The sequence below is a fragment of the Oceanobacillus limi genome (assembly GCF_900111445.1).
GTDB lineage: Bacteria > Bacillota > Bacilli > Bacillales > Amphibacillaceae > Ornithinibacillus > Ornithinibacillus limi.
In genome coordinates this window covers 192,827-206,511 of sequence record NZ_FOHE01000001.1, presented here as the reverse complement: position 1 = coordinate 206,511, position 13,685 = coordinate 192,827, and the positions used below count along the sequence as shown (strand labels likewise).

At 37.4% G+C, this 13,685-nt stretch carries 15 protein-coding genes; 7 read left to right on the top strand and 8 right to left on the bottom strand.

Going from position 1 to position 13,685, the window contains the following annotated elements:
* Positions 1–421: 421 nt before the first annotated feature.
* Together BMX40_RS01205 and BMX40_RS20045 are read left to right on the top strand one after the other, a co-directional pair.
* A complete protein-coding gene (locus BMX40_RS01205; protein WP_090866013.1) occupies positions 422–1,009 on the top strand; it encodes a hypothetical protein in 588 nt (195 codons plus the stop codon).
* Between the two features lie 111 nt (positions 1,010–1,120).
* Positions 1,121–1,285 carry a hypothetical protein gene (locus BMX40_RS20045; protein WP_170840628.1) on the top strand — a complete coding sequence of 55 codons (165 nt, stop codon included), beginning with the start codon at positions 1,121–1,123 and terminating at the stop codon, positions 1,283–1,285.
* Positions 1,286–1,711: 426 nt separating this feature from the next.
* Here the strand turns inward: BMX40_RS20045 and BMX40_RS01200 are convergent, their stop codons facing one another.
* The gene (locus BMX40_RS01200) at positions 1,712–2,644 is read right to left on the bottom strand and encodes a manganese-dependent inorganic pyrophosphatase (protein ID WP_090866011.1); all 933 of its coding nucleotides are present in this window, start codon (positions 2,642–2,644) and stop codon (positions 1,712–1,714) included.
* A 97-nt stretch (positions 2,645–2,741) separates the two neighbouring features.
* Positions 2,742–3,293, bottom strand: a complete 552-nt coding sequence (locus BMX40_RS01195) for a hypothetical protein (protein ID WP_090866009.1) — start codon at positions 3,291–3,293, stop codon at positions 2,742–2,744.
* A gap of 134 nt (positions 3,294–3,427) precedes the next feature.
* Here BMX40_RS01195 and BMX40_RS01190 point away from each other — a divergent pair, with 134 nt between their 5' ends.
* Entirely contained in the window at positions 3,428–4,543 is a 1,116-nt protein-coding gene (locus BMX40_RS01190; protein WP_090866007.1) for an NAD(P)/FAD-dependent oxidoreductase, read from the top strand.
* Between the two features lie 221 nt (positions 4,544–4,764).
* Positions 4,765–4,920: a hypothetical protein gene (locus BMX40_RS20040; RefSeq protein WP_170840627.1), complete on the top strand. Its 156-nt coding sequence runs from the start codon at positions 4,765–4,767 to the stop codon at positions 4,918–4,920.
* A 22-nt stretch (positions 4,921–4,942) separates the two neighbouring features.
* On the opposite strand, the gene BMX40_RS01185 is transcribed toward BMX40_RS20040, so the two are convergent.
* The 3 genes from BMX40_RS01185 to BMX40_RS01175 all read right to left on the bottom strand — a co-directional run bounded on the left by BMX40_RS01185 (position 4,943) and on the right by BMX40_RS01175 (position 8,287).
* Complete coding sequence (locus BMX40_RS01185) at positions 4,943–5,581, bottom strand: YczE/YyaS/YitT family protein (protein ID WP_090866005.1); 639 nt, start codon at positions 5,579–5,581, stop codon at positions 4,943–4,945.
* A 96-nt stretch (positions 5,582–5,677) separates the two neighbouring features.
* The gene (locus BMX40_RS01180) at positions 5,678–7,342 is read right to left on the bottom strand and encodes a PAS domain S-box protein (RefSeq protein ID WP_280139663.1); all 1,665 of its coding nucleotides are present in this window, start codon (positions 7,340–7,342) and stop codon (positions 5,678–5,680) included.
* A gap of 135 nt (positions 7,343–7,477) precedes the next feature.
* Positions 7,478–8,287 carry a hypothetical protein gene (locus tag BMX40_RS01175; RefSeq protein WP_090865995.1) on the bottom strand — a complete coding sequence of 270 codons (810 nt, stop codon included), beginning with the start codon at positions 8,285–8,287 and terminating at the stop codon, positions 7,478–7,480.
* A gap of 166 nt (positions 8,288–8,453) precedes the next feature.
* Here BMX40_RS01175 and BMX40_RS01170 point away from each other — a divergent pair, with 166 nt between their 5' ends.
* Both BMX40_RS01170 and BMX40_RS01165 read left to right on the top strand, forming a co-directional pair.
* Positions 8,454–9,686 carry a putative glycoside hydrolase gene (locus BMX40_RS01170; protein ID WP_170840625.1) on the top strand — a complete coding sequence of 411 codons (1,233 nt, stop codon included), beginning with the start codon at positions 8,454–8,456 and terminating at the stop codon, positions 9,684–9,686.
* A 207-nt stretch (positions 9,687–9,893) separates the two neighbouring features.
* Positions 9,894–10,502: a CBO0543 family protein gene (locus tag BMX40_RS01165; protein WP_090865991.1), complete on the top strand. Its 609-nt coding sequence runs from the start codon at positions 9,894–9,896 to the stop codon at positions 10,500–10,502.
* An 85-nt stretch (positions 10,503–10,587) separates the two neighbouring features.
* Here BMX40_RS01165 and chrA read toward each other — a convergent pair whose 3' ends face one another.
* The 3 genes from chrA to BMX40_RS01150 all read right to left on the bottom strand — a co-directional run bounded on the left by chrA (position 10,588) and on the right by BMX40_RS01150 (position 12,895).
* A complete protein-coding gene (gene chrA, locus BMX40_RS01160) occupies positions 10,588–11,775 on the bottom strand; it encodes a chromate efflux transporter (RefSeq protein WP_090865982.1) in 1,188 nt (395 codons plus the stop codon).
* Positions 11,776–11,792: 17 nt separating this feature from the next.
* Complete coding sequence (locus BMX40_RS01155) at positions 11,793–12,101, bottom strand: PadR family transcriptional regulator (protein ID WP_090865981.1); 309 nt, start codon at positions 12,099–12,101, stop codon at positions 11,793–11,795.
* A gap of 233 nt (positions 12,102–12,334) precedes the next feature.
* Complete coding sequence (locus BMX40_RS01150; RefSeq protein ID WP_244513302.1) at positions 12,335–12,895, bottom strand: hypothetical protein; 561 nt, start codon at positions 12,893–12,895, stop codon at positions 12,335–12,337.
* Between the two features lie 220 nt (positions 12,896–13,115).
* Between BMX40_RS01150 and BMX40_RS01145 the strand changes: the two genes are divergently transcribed.
* Positions 13,116–13,652, top strand: a complete 537-nt coding sequence (locus BMX40_RS01145; protein ID WP_090865980.1) for a DUF6944 family repetitive protein — start codon at positions 13,116–13,118, stop codon at positions 13,650–13,652.
* The last annotated feature ends 33 nt before the right edge of the window (positions 13,653–13,685 follow it).

Sequence of the window (13,685 nt, the reverse complement as noted above, 5' to 3'; positions counted from 1 at the left end):
ATAGAGTTAGGAGTGAATTCTAACTATATTAAGTTAACGCTGCAACAAGTGCTATCAATAGAATAATTGGCGTAAAGATGAAGAACCAGAAAAACAATAGAAGGATCGCTGCAATCATTCCTATTCACCTCCCAGAGTGTTTCTATGAGATCTCACATTAATAAGCTATGTCGAAACCGATTAATGGTATAGACAAAGGTGCATTATTCTGCGATATATAAAAAAATAGTTATTTTTAGTAGGAAAAGAAACCTAGATTTTACCGCATGAACTAGGCAGTTGGACAAAACCAGTATATATATCTAGTTGACCTATTAGGTAACCATATATTTTTTCAAATAATAGACATTCACACTTTCATTTATACGTTTCCTACGTACTCATGTATAGAGAGTATTAAGGTAAGGGTGGTGAATTACAGTTGAAAAGAAATCGGCATAAAAATACTGGTGCTGGAAGGTATAAGCAAATGAGACAAAGTTCAGAATCAAATAGCAACCCATCAACAAGGAACAATCCAGTGAATGTTCCTGAACCGGATCAGGACATTGCTAAAGTTGCCAATCGATTTTTTCAGACAGCTCGAGAAAACAATGTAGAGGAAGAAACAATAACGGATGGGGAAAGATTCCTCCTTCAATTAAAAAATGAATGGGAAAGTAGACAAATTAATACGGAATCACTAGATAAGTTACTTGGAATAATAAACGCGTTAAAAAGAGAGGAAGGAATCGAATATGTTCGAAATCTGATGAATACGATAAAAAACCTTGCACGCAAACTTCCATGGAAAGGAGTGATGAACATTATGTCAGATAAATTAAACCTCGATGAGCTGCTTCAAAATCTTGGCTCAAACGATCAAGCTGCAGACCTTGTCAAATCAATGATGAATGATCCATCAACAAGGCAACAAGCAATGGACATGATGAAACAAATGATGGATGATGAAGAACAGTTCAAGCAAATGACTGAATTAATGACAAAAATGTTTCAGTCGGATAAATAATCTATTAATCTAGTTTGCTAGATTGTTGAATCAATTTTTATTATTTTGGTGAAGTATAACGAGCATCTTTCTAACTCTACCATATTCTATAGTAGAAAGGGGGGATAGATGATGCAAGAAGATGTAAGAAGAAAACTAAACGAGGCGTCACAAAAACTATCAAGTAACTTAAACCAAGTTCAAAACAACCTAACCAATCTACTCCAAAATAATTCCAAAAATGCAGATTTACAAAACCGTTTGACTAGCCTTGTTAATCAATTGAGAAATAGGTAGCATGTAGTTATACTTCTGAAAACCTCTCCTAGTTGGAGGGGTTTTTACATGGTTGATAACTATTGGATACACTATGGAACATCCTTCGATTACCAGAACAATTTCGAGGCACGGGATATACATTTGCCTAAATTCAGAAAACTAGGTATATGCTCCATACTAACCCACCTTTTTTCCCATATTATATTGTGAACAACCATGTCATGATTGCGCTGCATATATAGGGATATTTATTTAGTTGCTGAGATGGGGTGCCCCTTCCCCATTTTAGCTTTTCCTTCAGATCAATGATAGATTGATGCTATTTACTCGCTCTGAAAACACCTACTAAGAAAGAAAAAAACGGATGCATTCAAATTCTAACGAAAGAATTTGAACCATCCGGATATTCCTTTAAGTATTAATATCTTGCTTTCACGAACCCATTTATTTTGTAAAAGCGTCTGTCAATGCCGTAACAATTTGTTTTTTACGGGAAACAACACCTTTTAACAAGGCACGATTTTGATCATCTAAAGCTACGTTGAATGCTGTTTCTACTTTATCTTTTCCTGTTCCACGAGCTAACACTTCCGAATCATTGTTTAAAATATCCGTTACAACGAATAGGAACAAATCAAGCTCTTTTTCATTAATGGTTTGGTCAATTGTTGTTTCAAGCTCTGCTTGTAACGCATAAACCGTACTTGCATCCACTGTATTAACCTGAGCAATTTCTACTTTCGCATCTCCCATCGCAAATTCTTTTGCGTCCATTGAAATTAACTCCGCTGGTGATTTATCGCTTAAATCAGCACCAGCTTGAAGCATTTCTAGACCATATTTTTCTAAGTCTACGTCAGCTTTTTTTGCTAATTCATGTGCGGCGTCTACATCTTCCTGTGTGCATGTTGGTGATTTTAATAGCAAGGAATCAGAGATGATCGCAGAAAGAAGTAGTCCTGCCATATCCTTTTCCACCTCTACACCATTTTCTTTATACAGCTTGTTTAAAATCGTTGCCGTACACCCTACTGGTTCTGCACGGAAGTATAGTGGTTCTTTTGTTTCGAAATTAGAAACACGGTGATGATCGATAACCTCAGCAATACGAACATCTTTGATATTATCGACACTTTGTTGAAATTCGTTGTGGTCAACTAAAATAACACGCTCTACATCATCAGCTACTTTTTCGATGAATTGAGGTGCATCTACCCCGAAATAATCCAATGCAAATTGCGTTTCTTTGTTAACTTCACCTAGACGAGCTGGCTCTGCATCTAAACCTAACTTGTTCTTTAAATTCGCATAAACAAGTGCAGAGCAAATTGTATCTGTGTCTGGACTCTTATGTCCAAAAATCAACGTTTTTCCCATGTTCATTTCTCCTTTATGTATGGTTCATATACTTACATTTATAATTTTTTCCTGTAACAAGATTAACATATTTAAACATAAAATGCGTAGCAATTTACTAGGAAAGCTCATTATACCAACGAATGATTTTCTTTTTCGTTTTCCCCTCGTTTATTTCCTCTACACCAAAACCAGAAACCTCAACAATTCGAATCATTCTTCCTGTTTCTTGCTGTAGTTTCACGACGCAGTATCCTTCGATATTTGCTGGAATAATTTCGATGATTTCCTCTTCTTGATAAAAATCCTTAATCTTTTCAAGCTCCGCTTCTTCCAACTCCCAATTGACCGTTACATTTACCTGCTTTTGATTTGTATCAAGCATTAAGCCTTCTGCTTTTCCCGACTCCGGTACTTTCATCTTCCAATTGATTTCATGAAGTAGCTTGATTACTTCTGAGAATCCAATAAATAACATCCCCGAAACAAAGCCACCTAATGTCCATGTTATAAAGATGGAAAAGTTAAAGCCGGATTGGACCTGGCCAAATCCATTTGGGCCATAGATGACGGTTTCTGTTGCCCCTACAATAAGTCCTAAAACAAATCCAATCCCAATTTGGGCTATCCCGATTATGTATAATATTTTTGCAACTTGATTTTCCTTCATGTAAACACCCCTCCCTATTTGTTACATATTCTTTAACAATCAGCATTTTCCCTTTTTTTGATTTACAATTCCAGCACATTTTTTATATAGTAAAGATGCTTAGAACATAAATTTAGTTAGTAAAGGATTTTTATATGAAAAAAGTAATTATTATAGGTGCAGGAATATTAGGAGCGTCAACTGCTTATCAACTAACGAAACAAGGTGCTCAGGTTACAATTATTGATCGTCAAGAAGCAGGACAAGCAACAAGTGCTGCTACAGGAATCATTTGCCCATGGCTATCTCAACGTCGGAACAAGGCATGGTATCACTTAGCCAAAAGTGGTGCTAGATTATACCCTCAGCTTGTTCAGGAGTTACAGGATGATGGCGAGTCTGAAACCGGGTATGCTCAAGTTGGTGCCATAAGTATTCGAGATAATGAAGAACGATTACGAAAAATGCAAGAACTGGCAGTTGCACGTCGTGAAGATGCTCCTGAAATTGGTGACGTTACACTTCTTACACCTGAACAAACACGGGAATTATTCCCATTATTAGATGAAAAATATGGCGCGGTCCATATTAGTGGAGCCGCACGTGTAAATGGTGCTCTTCTAAACAAGGCACTGTTACAGGCAGCAGAAAAACATGGTGCAGAAATTGTACATGGAGATGCGACATTAAATCATGAAAATGGTAAGGTTACCGGGGTTAACGTGTCGAATCAATTTATGCAAGCAGACCGATTCATTCTAACCACAGGCGCATGGATGAACGATTTATTAGCTCCATTAGGTGTGGTGTTTCAAGGTACTGCCCAGCGTGGCCAGCTTGTCTATGTACAAGTTCCGAATAGGAAAACCTCTCATTGGCCGGTTGTGATGCCACCATCCGATCAAGCGATTGTTCCTTTCGATAATCATATCGTACTCGGAGCTACCCATGAAGACGAGGTTGGATTCGATCACCGAGTTACAGCCGGTGCCGTTCATGAAGTGTTGGAAAAAGCCTTTCGATTCGCACCCGGCTTAGCAGACAGTACCTTTGTCCAAGCAAAAGTTGCGTTCCGTCCATTTACGCCAGGGTTTTTACCAGTAGTCGGACCACTTCCTGGCCATGAAGAAGTAATACTTGCCAATGGACTCGGTGCTTCTGGGTTAACTACTGGACCATTTGTTGGTTTACAATTGGCCAAATTGGCTTTAGGAAAGGAAATCGATATCCAATTAGAAGATTATGATGTTGCAGGAGCAATTGCTGATTAAGTATTTATCGGCTTTGCTATGTTTTTCTGGGTATAGTCATATAAACAACTAGTGGACAACGACTGTGCTCAGATCAGGGGAGTTCTATTATCGGAATGAGTGTTTGGCTTCAATGTAAATCCATTATTCGTTAATCAATGGGAGTAAGTATCCTAAATAGCGAGAAAAGAAGCTTGATTTTTACACAGCGAAGTTTTATTGATTCACTAAGGGGGAATTTCGTGAAAGACAAATTGCTGATTGGAATTGTTGTTATTGTTACTATCATTTTCGTTGTATTTGCTTGGCTTTACATGAAGAATTTCATGATCGAACATGACATTGAAGAAGTCAGTGAAGGTAATATTAAAGTAGAAAAGAGGTTACACCCATCATAGGGTGCAACCTCTTTCCATCAAATCAGCCGACTTTCGATTTAATCATTTCTTTATCCATGATCAGTCGATCAATTAAGGTAACAAATCGTAAATAAGCAAACTGAAACAGTGGGCTTTGAATAAATGTGAATATAAAAGTAAATAAAAATACAGGCCCTCCCAAAAATATTCCAATGACTAGGACCGAAGACTCCGTAATAATTCGTACCCTTCTAATGGGAGCACCGAGTTTCTCCGCAATCGATAGCATAAACCCATCCCGTGGGCCTGATCCTACTCTTGCCGCGTTGTATATTCCACCTGCTAATCCCATTAGTATAATACCAGCGAGCATAATCGGAATATCCGTCCATGTATGTGTGGCCTTTGGTAAGAAATCCAGCCATAAAAAGAAGTCAACAAATAATCCGACAACAAATGCATTTAGAAACGTACCAATTTTTATATAGGAACGGTCAAGGATAAATGTGACGCTTATTAATACTAACCCAATAATGATTGTCCATGAACCGATCGAAAGCCCAATTTTTTCAAATAAACCAACACTAAGCACATCCCATGGATGAACACCTAAATGCTGAACATTAATCGCAAACGTAATCCCTAAACTAAAAAATATAAGCCCTCCCATAAAAAAGGCCCAACGTATGACTAGCCCCATGCTCCTCTTCCCCTTCTCTATGGTCTCCTGTTAATCATGGGGGATTTATGAGAAATATGCAAGAAAAAGACGCCATGCCTAGAAGCAATGACGTCATTAAATATAATTCAACTTATAATTATTTCCACCCGCATTTTTCACTTCGTATAACGCTTCATCAGCTGCTTTCATTAAACGATGCGCTGATTCCGTCTTAAGGTTCGAAATTGCTATTCCAATACTAGCACGAATAGATATGGATTCATCAGCAATCATCCACGGTGTATCTAATACAGAAGTGATCCGCTTCGCAACATTGGTAACACTTTGAATAGAATCAATTTGCGGGATAAAAATTGCAAACTCATCCCCTCCTAATCTAGCGAATGTGTCACTTTCACGAATAACTCGATTCACACGTGTAGTAAACTCCTGCAAGAATGCATCCCCAACATCATGCCCGAACGTATCATTAATCGGCTTTAATTTATCCAAATCAATCATAATTATAGCAAAACGATTGCCCAAACCTTTATTAGACTTCAACGTTTTTTCAAGATGTTCAATAAAGTACCTTCTATTTAATATACCGGTGAGTTCATCATGATAAGCAAAATTCTCTAACTTAGATTCATAGTTTTTTAGAGTAGAAATATCCCTAGAAACGACGACCATTTGTTTAAATTGACCATCCTCATCATAAACCGGTGAACCATGTAACTCTGACCATATATAATCGTCGGATTCATGTTTTTGGCGAAATTGTTCTTTCCACGGTTCCCCTTTTTCCTTGGACAGATAAAACGTCTTTTTCAAATGCTCGACATCATCTGGATATATATTATGATAAAACTTCTTTCCTAAAAACTCATCACTATAATATCCCAATACTTCTTTATAAGAAGGAGAAGCATAAATATATTCCCCTTCACTATTTAACATCGTAATCAAGTCTCTTGAATGTTCGGTGATAATTTCAAAAATATTTTCACTTTCGGTAAACTTCTCTCTAAATCTAATTTGTTCCGTAATATCTTTACATATCACATATACACCGACAATTTCATCACTTACAACAATCGGTGAGAACTTCGCTATGATCTCGACTTGCTTTCGATCCTTATGCTTGACAGAGAGACGAAATTCCTCAGGAACACCGTTTAATGCCTTGTCATAATACAATTTAGCCTTTTTTATATGGCCTGGTTTAATAAGACGTAGGTACGATCTCCCTGTAAGTTCACGTATCGAATAACCAGACATTGTTTCCAGTGCGTGATTTCCTGTAATGAGTAACCCATTGAAGTCTAGCGTGATAACAGCGTCTAAATTATAATCAAACAAGGATTGATACCGTTCTTTTCCTTCTATTAGCATTTCTTTTGATTTCTTCGCTATTTGCTCAGCCTTTTTCTGTTCGGTAATATCCTTCACAACCGCAACAACATGAGTGCAAACATTAGCCTCATTAAAAATAGGGCTGAGTTTATTTTCACCATAGCGAATCTCTCCGGAAATAGAAGGATAATCATCCTCATAAACGACAATTTCTTGTGTGTCCACTACTTTTTTGTATTTTTCAGCTAAGAAGGAAGCCTTTTCATTTGGTACAACTTCATCTAAAGGCTTATCAATAATGGAATCATCAAAACCAGCCAAATCTTTCACTGCCTGATTAATAAACGAATAAAGAAACCGCCCATTTTGATATTCCATAATGTAAACCATATCTTTTATTCCGTTCATAAGGACATTACGATAAAATAATTCCGTGTTACGCATCATATCACGCTCTTTATTAAAATTTTCACGTTCCTTATATTTTTTCCACCAAAACTACTATAACACAAACAACTCCATATAGGTATATATACCTGCAAATATTTTCTGAAAATATTTGCAACGTAAACCGAAACTCTACTGTTCTTTATGTTCTAGTTCTTTTTCTAAGTCATCAAACATTTCTTGTCCATTGTGCAAGGCTCTCCCCTGTTCGATTGATTGCCGTGCCTTGTCTAAAAGATTTGCCTTTATTTGTGCATCCGCAAGTCCATACCAGTAATACCAGGCTTTCATTGCTGCCAATTTTTCCTCATAAAATTCCTCGATTGTTGGGTAATATGCTTCATACATATTTTCGTCGTGTACCATGTCGCCATCTGTCCATTTCCATACGTTTACACGATACGCGTCACAACAAAATCGATCCCAGATAACTACACTAGTACGCTTCCCACGATTTAACGTGTCTAGTTTATGATAATGATAATTCTCGCCTAATTTCTTCAGTTTATTTTCATGCCAAGTAAAGATAGCTAACTCACTTCCGGCAGATGCACCTACCATCCAACCGATCATGAACTCGTCCGTTCCATTTCCAGTTATATCCGCTAATCCCGCGTAATCAATATCAATACCTTTGCCCGAAGTATCCCATATCTTTTCCCATTTTCCCCTCTCTTTCTTCAACACCATTGCTTTTTGTTTCGAATTGCCTTTTACCTTGTAGGTAACAATCATTTCTTGCACATCATCCTTATCAAAATCGTATCGTTGAATTGCTGTGACATTTTCGGGTTGAGATGGAACGACTAACGCCCCATTTTTCGGTAAAAAGCGCTTTGCGATTTCCAAGTCATCTTCACCCTCATTAGCCAAAGCGCTTTCATGGAGGGACAGGAAGAAAAAGGGGAAAAACGTAATGAATAAAAATAAGAAACGTTTCAAAATCAACACCTCTTTTCATGCTCTATAATTCCCATTATTTAGCTTCTCATGCAGACCGGCTTAATGTCGGAGTTGTTAATAAATAACTGGGATAGATATGGTTTTCCGACACAACGTAAAAATAAAAAAGGAGGGATCCAAGCTGAAAAACATCATTTTTATGATCATGGTTACGTTGCTTTTAATAACTGGTTGTACAAACAATCTGTCCCAAAATGAATCAGAAAAAACGCCAAGCTCGTTTGACAACACAACACAAAAAGATGGCGATAATCAAATAAACAATTTATCGAACAAACCAAAGGGAGACACTGATGAACCTGGTGAAGCTGATAAAATAGACGAAATCGAAGAACAAGAAAATGTAGAAAATGAAACAGAAGAAAAAAAGGATGTTAAGAAACAAGAAAAACCTAATAAAAGAGATGTTCGAGGAATTTACCTTAATCGCAATTCCATCAAGGAAGAAAATGTAGATAAATTCATTAATATGGTAAAATCCAGCAACTTAAATGCAGTTGTTATTGATGTAAAGGATGACTATGGAAAACTCACTTATGATTCCGAAATTGACCTTGCCAATGAAATTGGATCCGATACAAATCCGAGTGTTTCTGACTTAGAGGCGTTAATAAATCGATTCAAAGAAGAAGACATTTATACAATAGCACGTATAGTAACGTTTAAAGACCCATATTTAGCAGAACACAAAACAGACGTCGCATTAAAACGAAAAGATGGATCCGTATGGTCAGACAAAGCCGGTACCAAATGGATTGACCCCTATAAAAAAGAAGTATGGGAGTATGTTACAGATATCGCAGCAGAGGTATCTGCACATGGAATCGATGAAATCCAATATGATTATATTCGTTTCCCGGAAAACGCCAAGAAAGTGGATCAAGAAGTAGCCTTTGATAATCCGAACAACACTTCCAAAAGTGACCTCATAACCAATTACTTGGAATTTTCTAATGAGAAACTGCAGGATCATCCCGTTTATGTTTCAGCGGATGTATTTGGATTAGTGACGTCAGCAGGTGATGATATGGGTATCGGACAAAAATGGGAAAAAATCTCTCCATTAATTGATTATATTTCTCCAATGACATACCCATCCCACTATGCACCAAACTCCTATGGAATCGACAATCCAAATGATCATCCGTACGACTTAATGACAAAGGCCATGGAAGATGCAATCGAAAAGAATAAACAACTTAAAAACAATGGAAAAAGCACAGCCACCATACGACCATGGATTCAGGATTTTGACCTAAAACGAACGTACACGGAAAAAGATGTGCGAGATCAAATCAAAGCATTAACAGATCAGGATATCCAGCAATATCTTGTTTGGAATGCTGGAAATAAATATACAGAATCCGCTTTTAACTAACCGCTGGATACACCAGTGGTTAGTTTTTCTTTTAAAAGGATGAATTGATAAAAAGTAGTTGCACATAATAAAGGAAACGTTTCATCAGTGGGGATTCTTCATCTCTGACTGATTGTATGAACGAACAAATCTTTATTGGCAGTTCCCACCACCTTGAAGTGGAAGGCATGCTAGACAATTATATTAAATAAAACAGGACGTTATTTCATGGTTACAAATTGGAATGGTGAATTATATATCTCATTAGCAGTTATCTTTTTTTCAATAATAGGCTCCTTTTTCATTTTACGATTGGATTGGAAAAAATACGGTTTACTTTATGTATTGAGCGCTTTTGTTGGCAATGTATTATGTTATATTTTCGTAACTATCGGATTTTATACATTTCCGAATCGATTTTTTCCAAACATAACATCTATGCCTATCCTTACCGTAAGTACAGCATTCCCTTTTTTGGTTCTATTTGGGGTACACTATAGTCCTGAACTTTGGAAATGGAAAATCCCATTCTATTGGACACTTGTACATATTGGAGTATTTGCCGAAACCTTCGTACTCAGTCGCACGGATTTGATTCAATATACGTTTAAGTGGGATTTATTTGATTCCTATTCATGGTGGTGGATTTATTTACTTCTATTCGAATGGGTTGGGAATTTGATCATACCGAATAATATTCGGAGACCTATTCCAGTTGAAACGTTTTATTTCGGCAGACTTGGTTGGGGGTTTGTTCACTTTGTATTAATTGTAACAATTTTCCTAGCTGGTTATTATTTGGGAGTATTGAATAGCGAACCTTATGATTTTCCTTAGATGAGCGTAATTCATAGCTACTCTATATTAAATTTTCGTATGAAAAAAAGCAGGGAAATTCACTTGTATTCCCTACTTTTAACATTTAGATAAGTGCTATTAGTGATCCACCAATCGCACCAGTTAACACCACTATCCATGGTGGAAGCTTCCAGTAGACCAGCATACTAAACAGAATCGCCGCGAAGGCAAAGTCAATTGGAGCAAGAATCGAACTTGTGAAAATCGGGTGGTAAAAAGCAGATATCAAAATCCCGATAACAGCAGCATTGACACCCATTAGCGCTCCTTTAATTTTCGGATTACGGCGTAATGCATCCCAAAATGGCAGCGCACCGAAGATCAATAGAAATGCTGGCAAAAATATCGCAGCAGTTGCTAGTAAGCCACCTGCCCAGCCATTCATAACCGCACCAAGATAAGCAGCAAAGGTAAACAATGGACCTGGGACTGCTTGAGCTGCACCGTATCCAGCTAGGAAGGCTTCCTCACTAAGCCACCCTGTAGGGACGAATTCACGTTCCAATAATGGCAAGACAACATGCCCACCACCAAATACTAATGATCCAGATCGATAAAAGCTATCGAACATGGCAATCCAGTCGATCGCGGTAACTTCCCTTAATATCGGTAAAAGGATTAATAAACCAAAGAACAAGGATAAGCAAACGGTTGCAAAGCCTTTGGATATTGGAACACGGATATCCGCATCTTCTGTATCACGATGTTGTTTGTATAACAAGAAACCTAAGACTGCAGCAGCAAGTATTACTCCAACCTGTGTAAAAGCAGTTTGCCATAATAGCGTAGCAACAAGAGCTAATAAAGCCACCGTTTTCCGTTTTACATCTGGTGTCAGTTTTTGAGCCATTCCCAAAATCGCATGAGCAACAACTGCTACGGCTACAATTTTCAAGCCATGGATCCAACCGGCATCAGCGACATCAAGTCCTTGCAAAATTAACGCAAATACAATTAATGCAATTACAGATGGTAATGTAAAACCAATAAAGGATACGATTCCTCCTAAAACACCGGCACGCATCACACCAATTCCGATTCCTACCTGACTACTTGCTGGCCCTGGAAGGCATTGACATAACGCAACTAAATCCGCATAGCTTTTTTCATCCAGCCATTTTCTTCTACGGATGTATTCATTGTGAAAATAACCCAGGTGGGCAACAGGTCCACCAAAAGAAGATAATCCAAGTCTTGAGGATATGATAAGAATTTCTAAAAGTGCCCTAAATCCTGTTTTCTTCTCTTGCATTTCATTCACCTTCTTTTCTAGTCTTTAATTTCCTTGAAAAGCTCATAGGCTTTATTTCTTGCCTCCATTAAAATTTCATTTCCTTTTTCAGTTATTGAATAATATTTCCTTATTTTACCCTCAACATTTTGGTCCTCTCGATTTAATAATCCATCGGCTTCCATCGAGTGTAGGATTGGATAAAGTGTACCAGAGCTTATGTTATAGCCATGTTCCTTCAATTCCTCTACCATCCATACACCATAAATAGGATGTTCCTTCGCATGGTGGAGGATATGTATGTGGATAAATCCTAGAAATAATTTCCGAAGTACTTTATCTTCCAATATATTACCTCCTAACCGTAATATCGAAATTCTATATCGACTTTCAATATCAAAGTTTACAAGAACCGAATGAACGATTCAAGTAGCTCGTTTAAAACTTTACATAAGCTTTACATTCTGTTTGTAAAAGGGAGTCACACCCTTGGCTCGTAATAACAGTAAAAAAGCCACGAACCAAGTCTTTGCTGGTCTCGTGGCACTATTAGGTAGTGCTATAAACTTTTCCATCAACACTACTCTTTTTCAACGACATTCTCCATATAATCATAATCGATGGACCCATCTGCAGTATAGAAAAAACCTTTGTACCTTATCCTGTCGTGTGAATTTATGATGAACGTTTTAACCTCATTCCCTTTCCGATCATAAATCGTTGTTCGGAAACGATAGCCCATATACCCAAAGGAAGGTTTCCCTTTTTGAAATGTTTGTTCATTAAGGTTCGTGATGATATGACCGATGTCTGTATGATCGCTTATCACTACTTCCTGTCCACTATTCCCATCAAACACCTTTATTATGGAAACATTTGCTGGATCTATTGTCACCACTTGATGAGGAATATACGTACTTCCAAATGCCAAAATGAATAATAACAAAGCTAAAACATAAATTTTATGATTTATCCTTTTTCTCTTCCAAATTCCGAATGCAATTAATACGGCAGCTAAACATAGTAAGCTCACGACTAGAAAAGGTACGACATCCATAGACACTCCCACTCCTATCCACCCTCCAATTGATAATGTCATCGTACCATAAAATTCCTTTACTAAACCAAAATTTTCAGACAAATAATTTATACCACAACATAAGATACTCCCATTAAAACGTCGTTCCCTTTCTATAATTACTGGTAAAATAATATCTTCCCCATTATCTATAAGTATTTTGCTACATTTACTTCATGCATTGAAACGCCCCTGTGTAGTAGTATTCTTATCGCAAACATACAAAAATTTTTTATTCGCATAAACTATGCTAGGAGAAACTTGTAGGATGTGAAGTGATGGGATGACTGATGAGGAAAAATTAGTTACAGGAGCTTGGATCGATGCTGCAGGAACCATAATCGCAGCTATTGCCTCAAACAGAGCTTTCGAGGAATCGCCTAGTATTAGTAATAAACTTACTGCAGTTGGAGATGGCTTACAGGCAGTTGGAACAGCATTTATGGCTAGTGTGACAACAGATAACCACTTATCCTTCACAGGAAACTGGATTGATACGATTGGTGCTGCTGCCACTTCTCTAGCTGAATATATGCAAGGTTTAGATGAAACCGTTGATGCAGATTTTATCCGATTAGAAGTTTTGGGAGAATCCTTTCAATCAATTGGAGCGTCCATGAGTTCATTTGCAAGTTATTTATTAGGTGAAAAAGAGCTAGCTATCGGAAATGCACTTCAAGGATTAGGGGCTGGATTAGAAGCAATAGGTAGCGTCCATGAATTAAAAGGAAATCAAGCAGGACAGATCATTGGAGCAATTGGAGCTATCCTGCAAGCAATCGGATCTAATTATTATGCAGTGGTTGTGACCAAGGAGTAATGGCGTAAAATCTTGGTACAATATTCAAATGCT

What these genes read in the sequence shown, in the direction of transcription:
- BMX40_RS20045 (WP_170840628.1), top strand. Translation starts at nt 1,121, where the DNA reads ATGCAAGAAGATGTAAGAAGAAAACTAAACGAGGCGTCACAAAAACTA.
- BMX40_RS01200 (WP_090866011.1), bottom strand. Translation starts at nt 2,644, where the DNA reads ATGGGAAAAACGTTGATTTTTGGACATAAGAGTCCAGACACAGATACA.
- BMX40_RS01195 (WP_090866009.1), bottom strand. Translation starts at nt 3,293, where the DNA reads ATGAAGGAAAATCAAGTTGCAAAAATATTATACATAATCGGGATAGCC.
- BMX40_RS01190 (WP_090866007.1), top strand. Translation starts at nt 3,428, where the DNA reads ATGAAAAAAGTAATTATTATAGGTGCAGGAATATTAGGAGCGTCAACT.
- BMX40_RS01185 (WP_090866005.1), bottom strand. Translation starts at nt 5,581, where the DNA reads ATGGGGCTAGTCATACGTTGGGCCTTTTTTATGGGAGGGCTTATATTT.
- BMX40_RS01180 (WP_280139663.1), bottom strand. Translation starts at nt 7,342, where the DNA reads ATGCGTAACACGGAATTATTTTATCGTAATGTCCTTATGAACGGAATA.
- BMX40_RS01170 (WP_170840625.1), top strand. Translation starts at nt 8,454, where the DNA reads ATGGTTACGTTGCTTTTAATAACTGGTTGTACAAACAATCTGTCCCAA.
- BMX40_RS01165 (WP_090865991.1), top strand. Translation starts at nt 9,894, where the DNA reads ATGGTTACAAATTGGAATGGTGAATTATATATCTCATTAGCAGTTATC.
- chrA (WP_090865982.1), bottom strand. Translation starts at nt 11,775, where the DNA reads ATGCAAGAGAAGAAAACAGGATTTAGGGCACTTTTAGAAATTCTTATC.
- BMX40_RS01145 (WP_090865980.1), top strand. Translation starts at nt 13,116, where the DNA reads ATGACTGATGAGGAAAAATTAGTTACAGGAGCTTGGATCGATGCTGCA.